Raw genomic sequence first — 19,568 nt, forward strand, 5'->3', positions numbered from 1 at the left:
GCGAAAGCGCGTACCCCCACCGAAGCCGCGCAGGCCGCCGCAGGCACCGCGCTCAGCCCTCCGTCAACCCGGCAACCAGCTCATCAGCCGCCCGATACGGATCCAGCTCACCGGCCACGATCCGCTCCGCCAGCGCACCCAGCCGCCGGTCCCCGTGCAGATCCCCGATCCGCTCCCGCAGCGCCGTCACCGCGATCGTCTCGACCTCCCGCGCCGCCCGGGCCATCCGCCGCTCCGCGAGCACCCCCCGCTCCTCCATCCAGGCGCGATGCTTCTCCAGTGCCTCGACGACCTCGTCCAGACCCTCCCCCCGCGCGGCGACCGTCTTCACGATCGGCGGACGCCAGTCCCCGGGCCCCCGGGCCTCCCCCAGCCCCAGCATGTGGTTCAGCTCGCGAGCCGTCGCGTCCGCCCCGTCCCGGTCGGCCTTGTTCACGACGTACACGTCACCGATCTCCAGGATCCCGGCCTTGGCCGCCTGGATGCCGTCGCCCATCCCGGGCGCGAGCAGCACGACGGACGTGTCCGCCTGCGAGGCGATCTCCACCTCGGACTGCCCCACACCCACCGTCTCGACGAGGATCACATCGCACCCCGCCGCGTCCAGCACCCGGATGGCCTGAGGCGCGGCCCACGCGAGCCCGCCCAGATGCCCGCGCGTGGCCATCGAGCGGATATACACGCCCGGGTCCGACGCGTGCTCGGACATCCGCACCCGGTCCCCGAGCAGCGCACCGCCCGAGAACGGGGACGACGGGTCGACGGCGAGCACGCCGACCCGCTTGCCCTGCTTGCGGTACGCGGTCACCAGCGCCGACGTCGACGTGGACTTGCCGACCCCCGGCGACCCGGTCAGCCCGACGACGTACGCCTTGCCCGCCAACGGCGCCAGCGCCGCCATGACCTCCCGGAGCTGCGGGGACGCCCCCTCCACCAGCGAGATCAGCCGGGCGACGGCCCGCGGCCGCCCTTCCCTGGCCTGGGCCACCAGCGTGGAGACGTCCTGCATCACAGCTCCGTTCATGAAAGGGGGATCCGAAACCGCCGTCAGGCCTTCGGTACCCGCACGATCAGCGCGTCACCCTGACCACCACCACCGCACAGCGCCGCCGCGCCCACGCCACCACCACGCCGCTTCAGCTCCAGCGCGAGGTGCAGGACGAGCCGCGCACCGGACATCCCGATCGGGTGACCCAGGGCAATGGCGCCGCCGTTGACATTCACCTTTTCGGTGGACACCCCGAGGTCCTTCATCGACTGCACGGCAACCGCCGCGAACGCCTCGTTGATCTCGATGAGGTCGAGGTCCTCGACGCCCAGCCCCTCCTTCTTCAGGGCGTGCTGGATCGCGTTGGACGGCTGGGACTGGAGCGAGTTGTCCGGCCCGGCCACGTTCCCGTGGGCCCCGATCTCGGCGATCCACTCCAGGCCGAGCTCCTGCGCCTTGGCCTTGCTCATCACCACGACGGCCGCGGCGCCGTCGGAGATCTGCGACGCCGAACCGGCAGTGATCGTGCCGTCCTTGGCGAAGGCGGGGCGCAGCTTTCCGAGGGACTCCGCGGTCGTGTCGCCCCGGATCCCCTCGTCCTTGCTGAACAGCACCGGGTCGCCCTTGCGCTGCGGGATCTCGACGGGCGTGATCTCGGCCTCGAAGAGCCCGTTCTTCTGGGCGGCGGCGGCCCGCTGGTGGGACAGCGCGGCGATCTCGTCCTGTTCGGCCCGCCCGATGCCCAGGCGCGTGTTGTGCTTCTCCGTCGACTCGCCCATGGCGACGCCGTCGAAGGAGTCGGTCAGCCCGTCGTGGGCCATGGCGTCGAGCATCTGGACGGCGCCGTACTTGAAGCCCTCGCGGGACTTGGGCAGCAGGTGCGGGGCGTTGGTCATGGACTCCTGGCCGCCGGCGACGACCACGTCGAACTCACCCGCACGGATCAACTGGTCGGCGAGCGCGATCGCGTCCAGCCCGGACAGACACACCTTGTTGATGGTCAGCGCCGGAACGTTCATCGGGATGCCGGCCTTGACCGCTGCCTGGCGCGCCGGGATCTGCCCCGCCCCGGCCTGGAGCACCTGCCCCATGATCACATACTGCACCTGGTCGCCACCGATCCCCGCACGGTCGAGGGCGGCCTTGATCGCGAAGCCGCCGAGGTCGGCTCCGGAGAAGGACTTGAGCGAACCGAGCAACCGCCCCATGGGCGTACGCGCGCCCGCGACGATCACCGAGCTGTTCGCTCCGGAAGTTCCAGAAGTCATGAGCTGCGATCCCCTTACCGGCTGCACAGCCGAGGAGTGAACGAGGGTTTACTTCGAATGTACTGACCGGTACGCCACGCCGTCATCGGGCTGTCGGTGTGATCGCGCGCACGTTGCGTAACCACCTCCGGAGCGCTGCACTGAATCCATGCTGACGCGAATCGACCACATCGGGATCGCCTGTTTCGACCTCGACAAGACCGTCGAGTTCTACCGTGCCACCTACGGCTTCGAGGTGTTCCACTCCGAGGTCAACGAGGAGCAGGGCGTGCGCGAGGCCATGCTCAAGATCAACGATACGTCCGACGGCGGGGCCTCGTACCTGCAGCTCCTGGAGCCGACCCGCGAGGACTCCACCGTCGCGAAGTGGCTCGCCAAGAACGGGGAGGGGGTCCACCACATCGCCTTCGGTACGGCGGACGTCGACGCCGAGGCGGCCGACATCAGGGACAAGGGCGTACGCGTGCTGTACGAAGAGCCGCGACGCGGTTCCATGGGGTCACGGATCACCTTCCTGCACCCCAAGGACTGCCATGGCGTACTGACAGAACTGGTCACTTCGGCGCCCGTTGAGTCACCTGAGCACTGACCCTCGTACATAGGGGCCGGTAGGGTTGGGGGCGGTCGCCGCTCAGTCCAGGGTGACCGCGGTCCCGCCGTGCGACGGCAGGACCACCGGGGTCCGGGTTTCGGGGGACGAGCGTCGGGGCAGCAGCCCGTGCTCCGCCGATGATCTGACACCATTCCCCGGGGGCCCCGTTCGGCGTATGGACGGAGCTCGTTTGGAGAGAGTTGCGACCAGGGGACGGATGGGACCGCGCAGTGCGGGGCTACGAGAGCCAGGAGCGAGAGCCGGCGGCTGACGTCGACCACCTCTCTCGGTTCGAAGCCGAGATGAAGCGGCTGAAGACCGAGCGGGAAAAGGCGATCCAGCACGCCGAGGACCTCGGCTACCAGGTCGAGGTGCTGCGCGCCAAGCTGCACGAGGCGCGGCGCACCATCATGTCCCGGCCCTCCTTCGAGGGGGGCGACATCGGCTGGCAGGCCGAGCAGTTGCTGCGCAACGCGCAGATGCAGGCCGACCAGATCCGGGCGGACGCCGACCGCGAGCTGAGCGAGGCCCGGGCGCAGACCCAGCGGATCCTCCAGGAGCACGCCGAGCAGGCGGCCCGCCTCCAGGCGGAGCTGCACCAGGAGGCGGTGACCCGCCGCCAGCAGCTGGACCAGGAGCTGGCCGAGCGTCGCCAGACGGTCGAGTCGCACGTCAACGAGAACGTGGCGTGGGCGGAGCAGCTGCGGGCCCGTACCGAGCAGCAGGCCCGCCGGCTGCTGGACGAGTCCCGCGCAGAGGCCGAGCAGGCCCTGTCCACCGCCCGTGCGGAGGCCGAGCGGCTGACGACCGAGGCCCGGCAGCGGCTGACGAGCGCCGCCGAGGAGGCCCGGGCCGAGGCCGAGCAGATCCTGCGGCGTGCCCGCACGGACGCCGAGCGGCTGCTCAACGCCGCCTCCACCCAGGCCCAGGAGGCCACCGACCACGCCGAGCAGCTGCGGACCTCCACCGCCACGGAGTCGGAGTCCGCGCGCCGCCAGGCCCAGGAGCTGAGCAAGGCCGCCGAGCAGCGGATGGCGGAGGCCGAGGAGGCGCTGCGCAAGGCGCAGGCCGAGTCGGAGAAGCTGGTCGCCGAGGCCAAGGAGGCCGCCGCCAAGGCCCTGGCGAGCGCGGAGTCCGCGAACGAGACGCGCACGCGCACCGCCAAGGAGCAGGTCGCCCGGCTGGTCGAGGAGGCCACGAAGGAGGCCGAGAACACCAAGTCCGAGGCCGAGCAGATCGTCGCGGACGCCCGCGCCGAGGCCGAGAAGATCGTCGCGGAGGCCGCGGAGAAGGCCCGCACGCTCACCGCCGAGGAGACGGCGACCCAGCTGTCCAAGGCGGCCCGGACGGCCGAGGAGGTCCTCAACAAGGCGTCCGAGGACGCCAAGAAGACCACCAAGGCCGCGGCCGAGGAGGCCGAGCGGATCCGCAAGGAGGCCGAGGCCGAGGCGGACCGGCTGCGGGCCGAGGCGCATGACATCGCCGAGCAGCTCAAGGGCGCGGCGAAGGACGACACCAAGGAGTACCGCGCCAAGACGGTCGAGCTCCAGGAGGAGGCCCGCCGGCTGCGCGGCGAGGCCGAGCAGCTGCGGTCGGACGCGGTCGAAGAGGGCGAGAAGATCCGCGCCGAGGCCCGCAAGGAGGCCGTGGCGCAGATCGAGGAGGCGGCGAAGTCCGCCGAGGAGCTGCTCGCCAAGGCGAAGGCGGACGCGGACGAGCTGCGGACGACGGCCCAGACGGACAGCGAGAAGGTCCGTACGGAGGCCATCGAGCGCGCGACGACCCTGCGCCGTCAGGCCGAGGAGACCCTTCAGCGCACCCGGCAGGAGGCCGAGCGGCACCGCGAGGAGGTCGTCGAGCAGGCCGAGGCCCTCAAGGCGGACGCCGAGCGGGCGGCGCGGGAGCTGCACGAGGAGACCGAGCGGGCCCTGGAGGCCCGCCGCGCCGAGGCCGCCCAGGAGCTGACGCGGCTCCAGACGGAGGCGGAGGAGCGGCTGGCGGCGGCCGAGCAGGCGCTGTCCGACGCCCGTGAGGAGGCCGCGCGGATCCGCCGCGAGGCCGCCGAGGAGAACGAGCGGCTGCGTGCCGAGGCCGCCGAGCGGATCCGCACGCTCCAGCAGCAGGCCGAGGCGGAGGCCGAACGGCTGCGCGACGAGGCCGCGTCCGACGCGTCGGCCGCGCGTGCCGAGGGCGAGGCCGTCGCCGTGCGCCTGCGGTCGGAGGCCGCGAGCGAGGCCGAGCGGCTGAAGTCGGAGGCGCAGGAGAGCGCCGACCGGGTGCGCGCGGAGGCGCAGGCGGCCGCCGAACGGCTGGCCACGGAGGCGTCCGAGACGCTGGCCGCCGCCCAGGAGGAGGCCAACCGGCGCCGCCGGGAGGCCGAGGAACTCCTCGGCAGTGCCCGGCAGGAGGCCGACCAGGAGCGCGAGCGGGCCCGCGAGCAGAGCGAGGAGCTGCTGGCTTCCGCGCGCAAGCGCGTGGAGGAGGCGCAGACCGAGGCCGTACGGCTGATCGAGGAGGCCGACCGGCGGGCCACGGAGATGGTGTCGGCGGCCGAGCAGCACGCGCAGCAGGTCCGGGACTCCGTCGCGGGGCTGCACGAGCAGGCGCAGGAGGAGATCGCCGGGCTGCGCAGCGCCGCCGAGCACGCGGCGGACCGTACGCGGCGGGAGGCTCAGGAGGAGGCGGACCGGGTCCGCGCCGACGCCTACGCCGAGCGGGAGCGGGCGAGCGAGGACGCCGGCCGGCTGCGGCGCGAGGCGCACGAGGAGACCGAGGCCGCCAAGGCGCTCGCCGAGCGGACGATGTCCGAGGCGATCACGGAGGCGGAGCGGATCCGCGCGGACGTCGCCGAGCACGCCCAGCGGGTGCGCACGGAGGCGTCGGACGCCATCGCGGAGGCCGAGCAGAGCGCCGCGCGCACCCGGGCGGACGCCCGCGAGGACGCCAACCGCATCCGCTCGGACGCGGCGACGCAGGCGGACACCCTCATCACCGAGGCGCGGGGCGAGGCGGAGCGGCTCACGACCGAGACGATCCAGGAGACCGACCGGCTCCGGATGGAGACGGTCACCGAGGCCGAGCGGGTCCGCACGGAAGCCATCTCCGAGGCGGAGCGCCTCCGTTCCGAGGCGGCCGCGGAGGCCGAGCGCGTGCGCGCCGAGTCGGTCGCGAAGGCCGACCAGCTGGTCGGGGAGGCCACCGACGAGGCGGAGCGGCTGCGGGCCGAGGCCGCCGAGACGGTCGGCTCGGCGCAGCAGCACGCCGAGCGGGTCCGCGGCGAGGCCGAGCGCGTCAAGGCCGACGCCGAGGCGGAGGCGGAACGGCTCCTCAACTCCGCGCGCGAGGAGGCCGACCGGACGCTGGACGAGGCCCGCAAGGACGCCAACAAGCGGCGCTCCGAGGCGGCCGAGCAGGTCGACAAGCTCATCACGGAGACCACGGCGGAGGCCGACAAGCTGCTCACCGAGGCGCAGCAGCAGGCGCACAAGACCACCGCGGAGGCCGAGTCGCAGGCCGACACGATGGTGGGCGCGGCCCGCAAGGAGGCCGACCGGCTCGTGTCCGAGGCGACGGTCGAGGGCAACTCGCTGGTGGAGAAGGCCCGTACGGACGCGGACGAGCTGCTGGTCGGCGCGCGCCGGGACGCCACGCAGATCCGGGAGCGCGCCGAGGAGCTGCGCGACCGCATCACGGCGGAGATCGAGGAGCTGCACGAGCGGGCCCGCCGGGAGTCGGCCGAGGCGATGAAGTCGGCGGGCGACCGCTGCGACGCGCTCGTCAAGGCCGCGGAGGAGCAGCTCGCGAAGGCGCAGGCGAAGGCCAAGGAGATCGTGTCGGAGGCCAACTCCGAGGCGGGCAAGGTCCGGATCGCCGCGGTGAAGAAGGCCGAGGGGCTGCTCAAGGAGGCCGAGCAGAAGAAGGCCACGCTGGTTCGGGAGGCCGAGGAGCTCAAGGCCGAGGCGATCCGCGAGGCCAAGCGCACGGTCGAGGAGGGCAAGCGCGAGCTGGAGGTCCTGGTCCGCCGCCGCGAGGACATCAATGCCGAGATCTCCCGTGTCCAGGACGTCCTGGAGGCGTTGGAATCCTTCGAGGCCCCGTCCCCGGCCAAGGACAACGGAGTCAAGGCAGGCGCGACAGTCGGCGCACCCCGTTCGGGTGGCAAGTCCTCGGAAAGCTAGCGAACCGGGGCCAATCCGGTGTCTGCTGGGGTCTTTGACCAAGTCTTTGGCAAGCAGTCCGACGGACGGCCACTCAAAAGGGGTCTCATTTTGCAGATCAAACGCGCATCCGCTCGATGACACACCGTTTCGGCCCCTAGGATTCCATCTATCACCTCACCGGTCTCATTCGACAGGAACCCCATGAGCGACACTTCCCCCTACGGCTTCGAGCTTGTGCGGCGTGGATACGACCGCGCTCAGGTGGACGAACGTATCTCCAAGCTCGTCTCCGACCGTGACAGCGCTCTCGCCCGCATCACCGCTCTGGAAAAGCGCATCGAGGAGCTCCACCTCGAGACGCAGAACGCCCAGGCCCAGATCAGCGACGCCGAGCCGTCGTACGCGGGTCTCGGCGCGCGCGTGGAGAAGATCCTCCGCCTCGCCGAGGAAGAGGCGAAGGACCTGCGCGAGGAGGCCCGGCGCGCTGCCGAGCAGCACCGCGAGCTCGCCGAGTCGGCCGCCCAGCAGGTGCGCAACGACGCCGAGTCGTACTCCGCGGAGCGCAAGGCCAAGGCCGAGGACGAGGGCCTGCGGATCGTCGAGAAGGCCAAGAGTGACGCCGCCCAGCTGCGTGCCGAGGCGCAGAAGGACGCGCAGTCCAAGCGCGAGGAGGCGGACGCCCTCTTCGAGGAGACCCGCGCCAAGGCCGCGCAGGCCGCCGCCGACTTCGAGACGAACCTCGCCAAGCGCCGCGAGCAGTCCGAGCGCGACCTGGCGTCCCGTCAGGCCAAGGCCGAGAAGCGCCTCGCCGAGATCGAGCACCGCGCCGAGCAGCTCCGCCTGGAGGCGGAGAAGCTGCGCACGGACGCCGAGCGCCGCGCCCGCCAGACGGTGGAGACGGCCCAGCGCCAGGCCGAGGACATCGTGGCCGACGCCAACGCCAAGGCCGACCGCATCCGTTCGGAATCCGAGCGCGAGCTCGCGGCCCTGACCAACCGCCGCGACAGCATCAACGCCCAGCTGACGAACGTCCGCGAGATGCTCGCCACGCTCACGGGTGCCGCGGTGGCCGCCGCCGGTACGCCCGCCGAGGACGAGCCGATCTCCCGCGGGGTCCCGGCCCAGCAGTCCCGGTAACGACCGGGCGTACGGAGACTGAATCTCCGCAAAGCCCTCTGCCGCTCCGGTGGCAGAGGGCTTTGTCACGTTCTAGCGTGGCGGCATGATTGAGCTCGAGGGGCTGACCAAGCGTTACGGCGAGAAGGTGGCGGTCAACAACCTGTCCTTCACCGTCAGACCGGGCATCGTCACCGGCTTCCTCGGGCCCAACGGCGCGGGCAAGTCCACGACCATGCGGATGATCCTGGGTCTCGACCACCCGACCGCCGGCGACGTCCGTATCGACGGCAAGCACTACCAGCAGCTCAAGGACCCGCTGACGTACATCGGCGCCCTGCTGGAGGCCAAGGCCTGGCACGGCGGGCGCACCGCCTACAACCACCTGCTGTGCCTCGCGCAGAGCAACGGCATCCCGCGCAGCCGGGTGCGGGAGGTACTGGAGACGGTCGGGCTGACGGCGGTCGCGAAGAAGAAGACCAAGGGCTTCTCGATGGGCATGGGGCAGCGGCTCGGTATCGCGGCCGCGCTGCTCGGCGATCCGCGGATCCTGATGTTCGACGAGCCGGTCAACGGCCTCGACCCCGAGGGCATCCACTGGATCCGCACCCTGATGAAGTCCCTGGCGGCGCAGGGCCGGACCGTGTTCGTCTCCTCCCATCTGATGAGCGAGATGGCGCTGACCGCCGACCACCTCGTCGTCATCGGGCAGGGGCGGCTGCTCGCGGACACCTCCATGGCCGACTTCATCGCGCGCAACTCACGGTCGTACGTCCGGGTCCGCAGCCCGCAGCGGGAGCGGCTGCTCGACGTGCTGCACCAGGCCGGGCTCGTGGCCGTCGAGAGCGGTGACGGGGTGCTGGAGGTGGACGGCGGCAAGGCCGAGCACGTCGGCGAGCTGGCGGCGCAGCACGGGATCACACTGCACGAGCTGAGCCCGCAACAGGCGTCGCTGGAGGAGGCTTTCATGCGGCTGACCGCGGAGTCGGTGGAGTATCACGCACACAGCGAGACGAGCCCCGAGCCACCAGGACAGCGGTGGGGCGACGGCTGGAAGAGGGGCTGAACATGGCGACGACCCAGGTCGTACGGTCGGAGTGGACGAAGATCCGGTCGGTGGCGTCCACGGTGTGGACCCTCTCGCTGGTGGTGGTCGTGACGGTCGCCCTCGGCATGCTGATCTCGGCCCTGTCCAAGAACGAGTTCGATTCCATGGGCGCGCGGGAGCGGGCGGACTTCGACCCGACGTTCATCAGTTTCGCGGGGATGAGCCTCGGGCAGCTCGCGATGATCGTGTTCGGTGTGCTGGTGGTGTCGAACGAGTACAGCACCGGCATGATCCGCACGTCGCTGGCCGCCGTGCCGAAGCGCGGCTCCTTCCTGTTCAGCAAGATCGCGGTGGCCGGCGGTCTCGCTCTCCTGGTCGGTCTGGTCACCAGCTTCGCCGCCTTCTTCCTGGGGCAGGCGATGCTCGGCGAGCACCGGGCGGAGATCGGCGACCCGGGGGTGCTGCGTGCCGTGATCGGCGGCGGCCTCTACATGGCCCTCATCGCGATGTTCTCCATGGGCGTCGCCGCGATGCTGCGCTCGCCGATGCTCTCCCTGGGCATCCTGATGCCGTTCTTCTTCCTCATCTCCAACATCCTGGGCAATGTCGACGCGACCAAGAAGGTCGGCCGGTTCCTTCCCGACCAGGCCGGCAGCAAGATCATGCAGGTGGTCACGCCCCTCGACGACGACACCCCGTACGGCCCATGGGGCGGCCTCGGAATCATGGGCTTGTGGGTGCTCGCGGCGCTGGTCGGCGGGTACGTGCTGCTGAAGAAGCGCGACGCCTAGACGCTGCCGGGGCGCGTCGCGCTCCACCCTTTACTTTGATTTGGGCGGAACCGTCAGCGCCTCGATATCCTCCTAACCCTTACGGGGGCGTGTGCCCCGCTGTCCTGAACCTTGCGATGGGTGCGGAGCATGATCGAAGCAGTCGGCCTGACGAAGCGCTACGGCGACAAGACCGCTGTGTACAACCTTTCCTTCCAGGTGCGGCCGGGGGCCGTCACGGGCTTCCTCGGACCGAACGGCTCGGGCAAGTCGACGACGATGCGCATGATCCTCGGTCTGGACAACCCGACGGCCGGGCACGTGACGATCGGCGGCTACCCGTACCGCAAGCTGCCCAACGCCCCCCGCCAGGTCGGTGCCCTGCTGGACGCCAAGGCCGTGCACGGCGGCCGGGCCGCCCGCAACCACCTGCTGTGCCTGGCCCAGCTCTCGGGCATCCCGGCCAAGCGGGTGGACGAGGTGCTCGGGGTCGTCGGCCTCCAGGACGTGGCGAAGAAGCGGTCCAAGGGCTTCTCCCTCGGCATGGGACAGCGGCTGGGCATCGCCGCCGCGCTGCTCGGCGACCCGCAGGTGCTGCTGTTCGACGAGCCGGTCAACGGCCTCGACCCCGAGGGCATCCTCTGGGTGCGCAACCTGATGAAGGCGCTCGCGGCGGAGGGCCGTACGGTCTTCGTCTCCTCCCACCTGATGAGCGAGATGGCGCTGACCGCCGACCATCTCATCGTCATCGGGCGCGGGCAGCTGCTCGCCGACATGAGCGTCACGGACTTCATCTCCGCGAACTCCGCCGACTTCGCGCGGGTCCGGACGCCCGACACCGAGCCGCAGCAGCGCGAGAAGCTGTCCGCCGCGCTCACCGAGTCGGGCGGGCACGTGCTGCCCGAGCAGGACGGCGCGCTGCGCGTGACCGGGCTGCCGCTCCCCCGCATCAGCGACATCGCGCACGACCACGACGTACGGCTGTGGGAGCTGTCGCCGCACCAGGCCTCGCTGGAGGAGGCGTACATGCGGATGACGCAGGGCGCGGTCGACTACCGCTCGACCATCGACCAGAAGGAAGGCCTGCAGCAGCCGCTGCCGCCCGGGGCACAGCCCCCGATGCCGGTGCCCGGCCAGGGCCAGCCCGGCTGGTACGCCCCGCCGCCGCCCCAGCAGGGCGGACACCCGTTCGCGATGCCGCCGCAGGGCGCGCCGGGCCAGGCGCCGAGCGGCCCGTACGGGGCGCCTGGAGGCACTCCGGCTCCCCCTGCCGCCTCCGCCGCGGCACCCCCCAACCCGTACGCCCAACCGCCGGGTCACTCACCACAGCCGTCCGCGCAGCAGCCGGCACCCCAGGCACCGCAGCCGCCCGCACAGCCTGCCGCCCAGGCACCCCAAGCTCCGGCCGTGCCCGCCGGCGAGGCGCCCCAGGCGCCGGCCATGCCCGCCGCGCCGGCTCCGCAGGCGAGCGCCGCTCCCGCGCCGCCGGCCTCCGCCCCGACCTCCGATCTGACCAAGCCCGAGGACCCCCGATGAGCAGCCCCCAGCCTCCGATGCCGCCGGCCGCGCCCACCCGGGAGGCGGCGCCCGGTTCTGCGTACCCCGGTTACACGTCGCCGATCCCGGTCGTGCGGACGCACCTCGGGCACGCCATCGCCTCCGAGTGGACGAAGATCAGGTCGGTGCGCTCCACCATGTGGACGCTCGGCGTGTTCGTCCTGCTCGTCATCGGCATCGGCACGCTGACCGGCGTGGTGGTGGCCAACTCCGACCCGGCCCTGTCCGGCGAGAGCCCGCTCGGCCTGGGCTTCTTCGGGCTGCTGCTCGGCAGCATGTGCATCATCACCCTGGGCGTGCTCACCACGGCCTCGGAGTACGGCACGGGCATGGTCCGCACCACGATGGTCGCGTGCCCGAGCCGGGGCCGGGTGCTCGCGGCGAAGGGCATCGTGTTCTTCCTGGTCGCGTTCGTGGTGACGCTGGTGTCCGCCTCCCTCGTCGCCTTCCTGCACGTGGCCATGCTGCAGGGCCAGGGCGCCAAGGACCCGTCCGGCGGGGAGTGGCTGAGGGGCACGGTCGGCATCTCGGCGTACGTCGCGCTGCTGGGCCTGCTCTCGCTCGCCGTCGGCTCGATCATCCGGCACTCGGCGGGCGCCATCACGATCATGATCGGCGCCGTGCTCGCCCCGCTGGTGATCGCGCTGTTCATGTTCTCGCAGTCCCTGGAGGACGTGCGCCAGGCCCTGTTCGAGTACTCCATCCCGAACCAGCTCAGCGTCTTCTACTCCAACTCCCTGAGCCAGTCCGGCCCGTCCGGCTGGGACCCGCTGTGGATCATCCTCGGCGCGACGGCCGTCGCGTTCGCCGCCGCCTTCGCCCTGCTGGAGAAGCGGGACGTGTAGCCGCAGGCCGGCCTAGAACCGCGGCGCGTTACGGGACCGCCGCACCCCCGGGGTGCGGCGGTCCCGCGCGTTCCAGCAGGCCTTGTGCCAGTGCCGGCGGTCGTCGACGCCCGTGTGCTCGGACCAGGCCACCACGTGCGGCACCCCGTCCGGGATCATCTGGTCGCAGCCAGGGCAGCGGTACGACTTGCCCTGTGCGCTCGCGCCGGCCACGTGCCGCACGCTCCAGTTCTCACCCTGCCAGTTCTCCGAGGACTGCCAGCCGCCGTAGCGGCCGGGGCGGTCGTCCTCGGCGCTCCGGCCGGACGAAGCGGCGCCCTTGGGTCGGTTGCGACGCGGGGACACGGGACACCTCTCGGGGCTATACAGGACACGGGCCGTGTCCAGCCTACGCGGCGCGGACCGGGGTACGCGTACGGCACCAATCGCCACAAGTCCCTCGTCGGGCGAGGCGAACCCCCGGCCGGGGTCTCTCCCCGGGCTCCCGAGGGACGCCCCATTCTGCAGACAATCCGCAAATTACCCCGACCGGCCGTGTCCTCGTCACGTGTCAGACGGTTATGCCCTGTGGGGGAGCTCCGTGTCGGAGCCAAGGAAGCAGGAAAGCAATGCGCGTTGGAAGTTTCGTGTTGGCGGCCCAGTTCCCCGGTCAGGGCGAGGGAGAGGCGCTGCACCGCGCGGTCCGCTCGGCCGAGGTCGCCGAGGAGGCCGGGCTCGACACGGTCTGGCTGGCCGAGCACCACTTCGTGCCGTACGGCACGTGCCCGTCGGCCGTCACCCTGGCCGCCTTACTGCTCGGCCGCACCCGCCGCATCCGGGTCGGCACGGCGGTCAGCGTGCTGCCCACCACCCACCCCGTGACCCTCGGCGAACAGGCCGCGCTGCTGCACCACACGAGCGACGGCCGTTTCACGCTCGGCGTCGGGCGCGGCGGCCCCTGGGTCGACCTGGAGGTGTTCGGCGCGGGCCTGGAGGCGTACGAGAAGGGGTTCCCCGAATCCCTGGACGTCCTGGTGCGCTGGCTGCGCGACGCCTCGGTGGCGGCCGACGGGGAGCGCTTCCGCTTCCGTGAAGTCCCGGTCGTTCCCCGGCCGTCGGAGGCCCTGACCGAGGCCGCGGGACCCGAGCTCGTCGTCGCCTGCACGTCCCCGGCGAGCGTGCGGCTGGCGGCCGAGCGCGGTCTGCCGATGCTGCTCGGGATGCACGTGGGGGACGAGGAGAAGGCCGAGATGGTCGCCCTGTGGCGGCAGCACGCGCGGGCGTGCGGCCGGCCCGCCGAGGAGATCCTGGACGCGTCCCATGTGTCGGCGGGCGTCTGCCAGATCGCGGACCGGCGGGTCGACGCGGCGGAGACGCTGATGAAGGCGATGCCGGGCTGGCTGAAGCAGGGCCTGGAGGCGCATGTCACGGTGGACGGGCGCACGCGCCGGATGCGCGACCCGCTGGCGTACACCGAACTGCTGTGCGGACTGCACCCGGTGGGCACCCCGCGGCTGTGCGCCGACCGGCTGGCGGCGACCAGTGAGCGGACCGGCATCTCCCGCTTCGCCCTGCTGGTCGAGGGCTCCGGGGACCTGGCGGCGACGGAGGAGAACGTACGGCGGCTGGGGTCGGAGGTGCTCCCCCAACTCGTCTGAAGGCGCGGTGGGTTCCTGGGGCTTGCCGCTCCGGTACAGAACTGCACCTCCCGCGAACGGAGCGGCAAGCATGCTGCGCCGCGTCAGCAGTCCCGGAACTCGGGTGACTGGTTGAGCACCTGGCTGCGGACCGAAGTGAAGCGGCCCAGCGTCTCGTCGACCGAGGAGTCAAGCGGGAACACGGCCACCCGGTGGCAGTTCTGGAAGGCCAGTCGCACACCGAAGTGCCGCTGCAGCGCGCCGCGTATCGCGTCACTCGCAAGCGCACGCAGCAACTGACCGCGTGCCTGCTCGTCCGGCGGAGGCGTCTGGTTGTCGGCGAACGCACCGCCGTCCACCTTCAGCTGGGCCACCAGGGAGCTGATCATCTCCCACGCATAGGGCAGGGAGGTCCGGACGCAGTCGACGAATTCCGCTTCGTCGACCTCGCCTCGCTCGGCCTGTTCGAGTAGGGCCGGTGAGACGTCGAGCGACATGAGTTCTCCTCTCGCACCCCCGCCCGGCGGGCAGGGGTTGCCGGACAGATAAGGGAGTTCGCGATATCGGACACGCTGCGTACACACATCGCGACCTCCCGCTCATACCGTAAGCAACCGACGGTGACGGCACCAGGAGAATGCGCAGATGAGGCACTCACAATGACCACACCCTGCACACAATCAGCCAATACCGAACACGTGTTTTCCAGGGCGAATCGCGTCGGCAGGCGCCTGTCGAGTAGCGTTGCCGACCATGCGTCTCGTCATTGCCCGCTGCTCCGTGGACTACGCCGGGCGGCTCACCGCCCACCTTCCCTCGGCCCCGCGCCTGATCCTGGTGAAGGCGGACGGCAGCGTCTCGATCCACGCCGACGACCGGGCCTACAAGCCCCTGAACTGGATGTCGCCGCCCTGCACGCTGAAGGAGGGCACCGGCGAGGATGAGGGCGTCTGGACCGTCGTCAACAAGGCGGGCGAGAAGCTCATCATCACGATGGAGGAAGTCCTCCACGACTCCTCGCACGAACTGGGCGTCGATCCCGGCCTGATCAAGGACGGCGTGGAAGCGCACCTCCAGGAGCTGCTCGCCGACCGCATCGAGACACTCGGCGACGGCTACACCCTCATCCGCCGCGAGTACCCGACGGCCATCGGGCCGGTCGACATCCTGTGCCGGGACGCCGACGGCAAGACCGTCGCGGTGGAGATCAAGCGACGCGGTGAGATCGACGGCGTGGAGCAGCTGACGCGTTATCTGGAGCTGCTGAACCGCGACCCCCATCTCGCCCCGGTCCGCGGCATCTTCGCCGCTCAGGAGATCAAGCCCCAGGCCCGCGTCCTCGCGACCGACCGCGGCATCGGCTGCCAGGTCCTCGACTACGACGCGCTGCGGGGCATCGAGGACGACAAGCTGCGGCTGTTCTGACCCACCGCACGTACACGACGACAAGGGCCGGGTCCGAGGAACGGACCCGGCCCCGCTGCGTGTACGGCTGTCAGATCACCGGGTCCGGGCTGGTCTGCGGCGCGCTCGCGGTGGTGCTCGTGGGGGCGCTCGGCGCCGGACCGCTGGCCGTGTCGGAGGTGGACGGCGTCGACGGCGGCGGGGGGTCGGACGTCGGCGGCTGCGAGGTCGGCGGCTCGGACGTGGGCGGCTTCGACGTCGTGGGCGGCTTCGAGGTCGTCGGCGGCTTCGACGTCGTGGGGGGCTTGGACGTCGTCGGCGGCTTGGACGAGGTGGGCGGCTTCGAGGTCGTCGGCGGCTCCGACGTCGCCCCGGGGTCGCTGGGGCTCGGCGAACCGCTGGGATCACCCGTCGGCGTCGGATCGTCCGAGGTACCGAGCGTGCCGTCCGGGCCCGGGTCGGTCGGGCGGCTCGTCGCCGCGCCCGTGTCGCCGTTGCCGTCGTTCGCCGGCCGGTCGGCGCCCAGGCTGCCGTCGTCGACGCCCTGGCTGGCCGAGGGATTGACGCCGACCTGGTCGGACGGCGGGTTCTTCTCGTTGTCGGACGTGGCGCCGAGGGTCACGACCGTGCCGAGCACGGCGACGAGCAGGGCACCGGCGCCGGCGGCCACCATGTTGCGCCGGGCCAGGCCCTTCAGGCCGCCCCGGGCCTTGCGCGAGGGCGCGGGCGAGCCCTGGCGGGTGACCAGGGTCGGCGAGGGCGGCTGCTGGAGGGTCGGGAAGGCCGCCGGAACACCACCGGCCGGGGACGCCGACTCCTCGTACCGGGCGTCGGGCACCTCCTCCCCCGCGGTCGGCCCGAGCCCGATCGGTGTGCCCGAGCGGTCGGCGACCAGGGCGAGGGCACGACGGCCGGCGACGGTGCCGCGCTTGTCGGAGAGGGCACCGCGCAGGCCGATGGAGGCCTCCAGTTCGGCACGGGCCCGGTCGAGCTGCCCGCCGCACAGGGCGAGGATGCCGAGCTCGTGGTGGAAGTAGGCCTGCTCGGCGATGTCCCCGGCGAGCCGGGCGGCCTCGGCGCCGGTGCGCAGGGCGCGTTCCCAGGCGCTCCAGTGCAGTCCGGCGGCGAACGCGGGCGCGGCGGTGCGCGCCAGGTGCACGGCCGGGCTCTCCTCGTCCTCGGCGGGCGGGCCGGTGAGCGGCCCGAGCACGGCCAGGGCGGCGAGGAGGGCGTCGGCCTCGGCGCACACGCGCTCCGGGGTGACCGAGGGGTGCCCGGCCCACCAGGAGTAGTGCTGGGCGGCGCTGCGGGCGCCGGCTTCGGCCTCGTCGGCGTATCCGGCGGCCTCCAGCTGGGTCAGGACACCGGCGGCGAGCCGGTAGCGGGAGCCGACCGGGGAGACCAGGCCGCAGGAGGCCAGTTCGGCGAGCGCGGCGTCCGCGTGGGTGTCGCCGACCAGGGCGGGCAGATGTGCCTGGTGCGGCACCTCGCCGCCGAGGGCGACGGCGAACCGCAGGGTGGCGCGCGCGGACGCGCTCAGCCGGGAGGCGAGCAGCGGCGCTGGCGCGGCGGCCTCGCCGAGCGAGGGCAGCGGTACGTCGTCGCCGTCGGCGGCGTCGTACGCCTCGGCCGGGGGCGCGTCCTCGAAGACGCCGAACTCGTCGACGGCGCTCGTCCCGGCGCGCAGCCGGTCGCGCTGCCGCAGCAGGGCCCCGGCCTGCACGAAGCGCAGCGGCAGCCCCTCGGACTCGAACCAGAGGTCGCCCGCCCAGTTGGACTCCTCGTCCGTGAGGGGCCGGCCGACGGCGTGTTCCAGCAGGTCGAGCCCGGCCGCGCGCTCCAGGCCGCCGAGGAAGACCTCCTCGACGGCGGCGTCGGCGGAGGGCGCCGGCACGTCCGGTGTGGCGCCGAGCAGGAAGGCGCACTCGGGGGTGGCCTCCAGCAGCTCGTCGAGCGCGGCACCGCCGAACTCCAGGTCGTCGACGACGACGACCGCGCCGATCTCACCGACATAGGTGAGCAGTTCGTCCCGTTCCGGGCGGTGCAGGGGGGCGTTGTACACCGCGTAGAAGAGGTCGTACAGCAGTTCGTCCGAGGTGCGGCCGTAGCCGTTCAGGCGGACGACGCCATCGGGGGCGAGGTCGAAGCAGTCCTCGCACACGAGGTCGAGGAGACGGGTGCGGCCGCAGCCGGCGGGGCCGGTGAGGCGGACCGAGCGGCCGCGCGCGAGCAGGCGCACCAGCCGTTCGCGTTCGTCCTGGCGGGCCAGCAGCGGCAGGCTGGGCTGCGCGGGGCCGGGCGGGACGGGCGGCCGGGCCGCGCGCTCGGCCTCGGCGCGCTCCGCCGTCGTGAGCTTCACGGGCCGGGCGGGCCGTTCGGCGGGCGGGCAGACCTCTATCTCGCTGCCGTCGACGGGGTTGACGGTCAGCAGGAAGTCGCCGGAGACGAGCTGCACCGTGCGGGCGAGCGCGGGCGCGTGCTGACTGAAGTCGGGTGTGAGGGATTCCCTGGGCGGGCGCTGGCGCGGCGACTGACTGTCGCCCCCGTGGCCGTACTCGTCGGGTCCCCGGGTGTTCGGGTCCATAGGTCAAAGCCCCCCAAAAGCGTGTGTGTGCTCTGAAAAGCCCCTCCCGGCCTTGCTGCACACCGCGCTGTCGCTTCTGGTCCGGGCCCGCTCGAAGGGTGTCAAGGCAGCGGGCAGCCGAACCCTAAACCTTCGCACAGTATCTACGACAGTCCGGGGTACCGCGCCGTCCGAGACGTCACGGTCTCGTGAGGATTGTGCGCGTCGCACGAGTCGACGATGTCCGTCCGGGTCTCCCCGGTCGCCCGGTCCACACCCGCACAGGACGTCACACGCGAGGCAATGTCTCCACTCCGATGCCTCCCTCGATCGCCAGGATCCGGTGCAGGCGGGTGGCCACCAGCAGGCGCTGCATCTGCGGCGGCACGCCGCGCAGGACCAGGCGCCGGCCGCAGCGGCCGGCCCGCCGGTGAGCCCCCATGATCACACCGAGTCCGGTGGCGTCCCAGGAGTCCAGTTCGGACAGGTCCAGCACCAGGTCGCCGACTCCGTCGTCGACGGCCGAGTGCAGGACCGTACGGGCGTCCGCCGCGCTCCGGACGTCGAGGCGGCCCCCGACGACCAGCTCGGCGTGGTCGCCCCTGATGTGCATATGCGCTCCCCGTGCGTGCGTCTCGTGCTCCGCGTTGTGATGCCGGTGATGCAACCTCTGACTGCGTGAGGGGGGTAGAGGTTGCTTCTTGTAAGCGAACCGATACCGAATTCACCCCGGCGTGTGATGGCCCCGGGGCATGTGCGGTTTCAGTGCTTGTAGAAGCCCTGCCCGCTCTTGCGTCCGATGTCACCGGCGTCAACCATCCGGCGCATCGACTCGGGAGCCGCGAACTTCTCGTCCTGGGACTCGGTGTAGATGTTGTTCGTGGCGTGCAACAGGATGTCGACGCCCGTCAGGTCCGCCGTCGCCAGCGGGCCCATGGCGTGCCCGAAGCCCAGCTTGCAGGCCAGGTCGATGTCCTCGGCGCTCGCCACGCCCGACTCGTGCAGCTTGGCGGCCTCGACGACCAGGGCGCAGATGAGACGGGTCGTCACGAAACCGGCGACGTCGCGGTTGACGACGATGCAGGTCTTGCCGACCGACTCGGCGAAATCCCGGGCCGTGGCGAGGGTTTCGTCACTGGTCTTGTAGCCGCGGACCAGTTCGCACAGCTGCATCATCGGCACGGGCGAGAAGAAGTGCGTGCCGACCACCCGCTCGGGGCGCTCCGTCGCGGCCGCGATCTTGGTGATCGGGATGGCGGAGGTGTTGGAGGCGAGGATCGCCTCGTCCTTCACGAGCTTGTCGAGCGCGCGGAAGATCTCGTGCTTGATCTCGAGCTTCTCGAAGACGGCCTCGACGACGACGTCCGCGTCGGCCACGGCGTCCAGGTCGGTGGTCGCGGTGATCCGGGCGAGCGCGGCGTCGGCGTCGTGCGCCTCCAGCTTGCCCTTGGCGACGAACTTGTCGTACGAGGCCTTGATGCCGTCGGTGCCCCGCTTCAGCGCCTCGTCGGTGACGTCGCGCAGGACCACGTCCCAGCCCGCCTGTGCGGAGACCTGGGCGATGCCGGATCCCATGAGGCCGGCTCCGATGACGGCGAGCTTCCGTGCCACTGTGCGACTCCCCTGACGCGCTGCTTGTGT

Annotated in this window: 16 protein-coding genes; 9 read left to right on the forward strand and 7 right to left on the reverse strand. The window is 71.7% G+C overall.

The annotated features are described in order from the left end of the window. Window positions 1-52 precede the first annotated feature (52 nt). Entirely contained in the window at window positions 53-1,009 is a 957-nt protein-coding gene (gene meaB / locus GTY47_RS34895; protein ID WP_010040093.1) for a methylmalonyl Co-A mutase-associated GTPase MeaB, read from the reverse strand. A gap of 38 nt (window positions 1,010-1,047) precedes the next feature. Next, window positions 1,048-2,256, reverse strand: a complete 1,209-nt coding sequence (locus GTY47_RS34900) for an acetyl-CoA C-acetyltransferase (RefSeq protein ID WP_173937243.1) — start codon at window positions 2,254-2,256, stop codon at window positions 1,048-1,050. A gap of 148 nt (window positions 2,257-2,404) precedes the next feature. Between GTY47_RS34900 and mce the strand changes: the two genes are divergently transcribed. The 7 genes from mce to GTY47_RS34935 all read left to right on the forward strand — a co-directional run bounded on the left by mce (window position 2,405) and on the right by GTY47_RS34935 (window position 12,344). Further along, the gene (gene mce, locus GTY47_RS34905) at window positions 2,405-2,845 is read left to right on the forward strand and encodes a methylmalonyl-CoA epimerase (RefSeq protein WP_010040096.1); all 441 of its coding nucleotides are present in this window, start codon (window positions 2,405-2,407) and stop codon (window positions 2,843-2,845) included. A 233-nt stretch (window positions 2,846-3,078) separates the two neighbouring features. After that, on the forward strand, window positions 3,079-7,026 hold the full coding sequence (gene scy / locus GTY47_RS34910; RefSeq protein ID WP_010040098.1) for a polarized growth protein Scy: 3,948 nt from the start codon (window positions 3,079-3,081) through the stop codon (window positions 7,024-7,026). Window positions 7,027-7,209: 183 nt separating this feature from the next. Further along, on the forward strand, window positions 7,210-8,145 hold the full coding sequence (locus tag GTY47_RS34915) for a cellulose-binding protein (protein WP_010040099.1): 936 nt from the start codon (window positions 7,210-7,212) through the stop codon (window positions 8,143-8,145). Between the two features lie 85 nt (window positions 8,146-8,230). After that, window positions 8,231-9,190, forward strand: a complete 960-nt coding sequence (locus tag GTY47_RS34920) for an ABC transporter ATP-binding protein (protein ID WP_010040105.1) — start codon at window positions 8,231-8,233, stop codon at window positions 9,188-9,190. Between the two features lie 2 nt (window positions 9,191-9,192). Then, entirely contained in the window at window positions 9,193-9,963 is a 771-nt protein-coding gene (locus GTY47_RS34925) for an ABC transporter permease (RefSeq protein WP_029181184.1), read from the forward strand. A 129-nt stretch (window positions 9,964-10,092) separates the two neighbouring features. Next, complete coding sequence (locus tag GTY47_RS34930; RefSeq protein WP_010040108.1) at window positions 10,093-11,478, forward strand: ABC transporter ATP-binding protein; 1,386 nt, start codon at window positions 10,093-10,095, stop codon at window positions 11,476-11,478. Then, window positions 11,475-12,344 carry an ABC transporter permease subunit gene (locus GTY47_RS34935; RefSeq protein ID WP_029181185.1) on the forward strand — a complete coding sequence of 290 codons (870 nt, stop codon included), beginning with the start codon at window positions 11,475-11,477 and terminating at the stop codon, window positions 12,342-12,344. Before GTY47_RS34930 ends, GTY47_RS34935 begins: the two co-directional genes overlap by 4 nt. A 12-nt stretch (window positions 12,345-12,356) precedes the next feature. On the opposite strand, the gene GTY47_RS34940 is transcribed toward GTY47_RS34935, so the two are convergent. Beyond that, window positions 12,357-12,689 carry a hypothetical protein gene (locus tag GTY47_RS34940; protein WP_010040110.1) on the reverse strand — a complete coding sequence of 111 codons (333 nt, stop codon included), beginning with the start codon at window positions 12,687-12,689 and terminating at the stop codon, window positions 12,357-12,359. 263 nt (window positions 12,690-12,952) lie between these two features. Here GTY47_RS34940 and GTY47_RS34945 point away from each other — a divergent pair, with 263 nt between their 5' ends. After that, complete coding sequence (locus GTY47_RS34945) at window positions 12,953-13,981, forward strand: LLM class flavin-dependent oxidoreductase (protein WP_010040111.1); 1,029 nt, start codon at window positions 12,953-12,955, stop codon at window positions 13,979-13,981. Between the two features lie 83 nt (window positions 13,982-14,064). On the opposite strand, the gene GTY47_RS34950 is transcribed toward GTY47_RS34945, so the two are convergent. Continuing rightward, complete coding sequence (locus GTY47_RS34950; RefSeq protein WP_010040113.1) at window positions 14,065-14,457, reverse strand: SCO5389 family protein; 393 nt, start codon at window positions 14,455-14,457, stop codon at window positions 14,065-14,067. Window positions 14,458-14,713: 256 nt separating this feature from the next. Between GTY47_RS34950 and nucS the strand changes: the two genes are divergently transcribed. Beyond that, complete coding sequence (gene nucS / locus GTY47_RS34955; protein ID WP_010040116.1) at window positions 14,714-15,385, forward strand: endonuclease NucS; 672 nt, start codon at window positions 14,714-14,716, stop codon at window positions 15,383-15,385. Window positions 15,386-15,455: 70 nt separating this feature from the next. Here nucS and GTY47_RS34960 read toward each other — a convergent pair whose 3' ends face one another. The 3 genes from GTY47_RS34960 to GTY47_RS34970 form a co-directional block, all read right to left on the reverse strand. Next, complete coding sequence (locus tag GTY47_RS34960) at window positions 15,456-17,948, reverse strand: ATP-binding protein (protein WP_010040119.1); 2,493 nt, start codon at window positions 17,946-17,948, stop codon at window positions 15,456-15,458. A 268-nt stretch (window positions 17,949-18,216) separates the two neighbouring features. Then, the gene (locus GTY47_RS34965; RefSeq protein WP_003993003.1) at window positions 18,217-18,540 is read right to left on the reverse strand and encodes an STAS domain-containing protein; all 324 of its coding nucleotides are present in this window, start codon (window positions 18,538-18,540) and stop codon (window positions 18,217-18,219) included. 149 nt (window positions 18,541-18,689) lie between these two features. Continuing rightward, window positions 18,690-19,538: a 3-hydroxyacyl-CoA dehydrogenase family protein gene (locus GTY47_RS34970; protein ID WP_010040122.1), complete on the reverse strand. Its 849-nt coding sequence runs from the start codon at window positions 19,536-19,538 to the stop codon at window positions 18,690-18,692. Window positions 19,539-19,568: the final 30 nt, after the last annotated feature.

The organism is Streptomyces sp. SID5464 (assembly GCF_009862985.1).
Taxonomy (GTDB): Bacteria; Actinomycetota; Actinomycetes; order Streptomycetales; family Streptomycetaceae; genus Streptomyces; species Streptomyces chartreusis_D.

What these genes read in the sequence shown, in the direction of transcription:
- GTY47_RS34915 (WP_010040099.1), top strand. Translation starts at nt 7,210, where the DNA reads ATGAGCGACACTTCCCCCTACGGCTTCGAGCTTGTGCGGCGTGGATAC.
- mce (WP_010040096.1), top strand. Translation starts at nt 2,405, where the DNA reads ATGCTGACGCGAATCGACCACATCGGGATCGCCTGTTTCGACCTCGAC.
- nucS (WP_010040116.1), top strand. Translation starts at nt 14,714, where the DNA reads ATGCGTCTCGTCATTGCCCGCTGCTCCGTGGACTACGCCGGGCGGCTC.
- GTY47_RS34925 (WP_029181184.1), top strand. Translation starts at nt 9,193, where the DNA reads ATGGCGACGACCCAGGTCGTACGGTCGGAGTGGACGAAGATCCGGTCG.
- GTY47_RS34965 (WP_003993003.1), bottom strand. Translation starts at nt 18,540, where the DNA reads ATGCACATCAGGGGCGACCACGCCGAGCTGGTCGTCGGGGGCCGCCTC.
- GTY47_RS34930 (WP_010040108.1), top strand. Translation starts at nt 10,093, where the DNA reads ATGATCGAAGCAGTCGGCCTGACGAAGCGCTACGGCGACAAGACCGCT.
- GTY47_RS34900 (WP_173937243.1), bottom strand. Translation starts at nt 2,256, where the DNA reads ATGACTTCTGGAACTTCCGGAGCGAACAGCTCGGTGATCGTCGCGGGC.
- GTY47_RS34935 (WP_029181185.1), top strand. Translation starts at nt 11,475, where the DNA reads ATGAGCAGCCCCCAGCCTCCGATGCCGCCGGCCGCGCCCACCCGGGAG.
- GTY47_RS34920 (WP_010040105.1), top strand. Translation starts at nt 8,231, where the DNA reads ATGATTGAGCTCGAGGGGCTGACCAAGCGTTACGGCGAGAAGGTGGCG.
- GTY47_RS34950 (WP_010040113.1), bottom strand. Translation starts at nt 14,457, where the DNA reads ATGTCGCTCGACGTCTCACCGGCCCTACTCGAACAGGCCGAGCGAGGC.
- GTY47_RS34960 (WP_010040119.1), bottom strand. Translation starts at nt 17,948, where the DNA reads ATGGACCCGAACACCCGGGGACCCGACGAGTACGGCCACGGGGGCGAC.
- meaB (WP_010040093.1), bottom strand. Translation starts at nt 1,009, where the DNA reads ATGCAGGACGTCTCCACGCTGGTGGCCCAGGCCAGGGAAGGGCGGCCG.
- GTY47_RS34945 (WP_010040111.1), top strand. Translation starts at nt 12,953, where the DNA reads ATGCGCGTTGGAAGTTTCGTGTTGGCGGCCCAGTTCCCCGGTCAGGGC.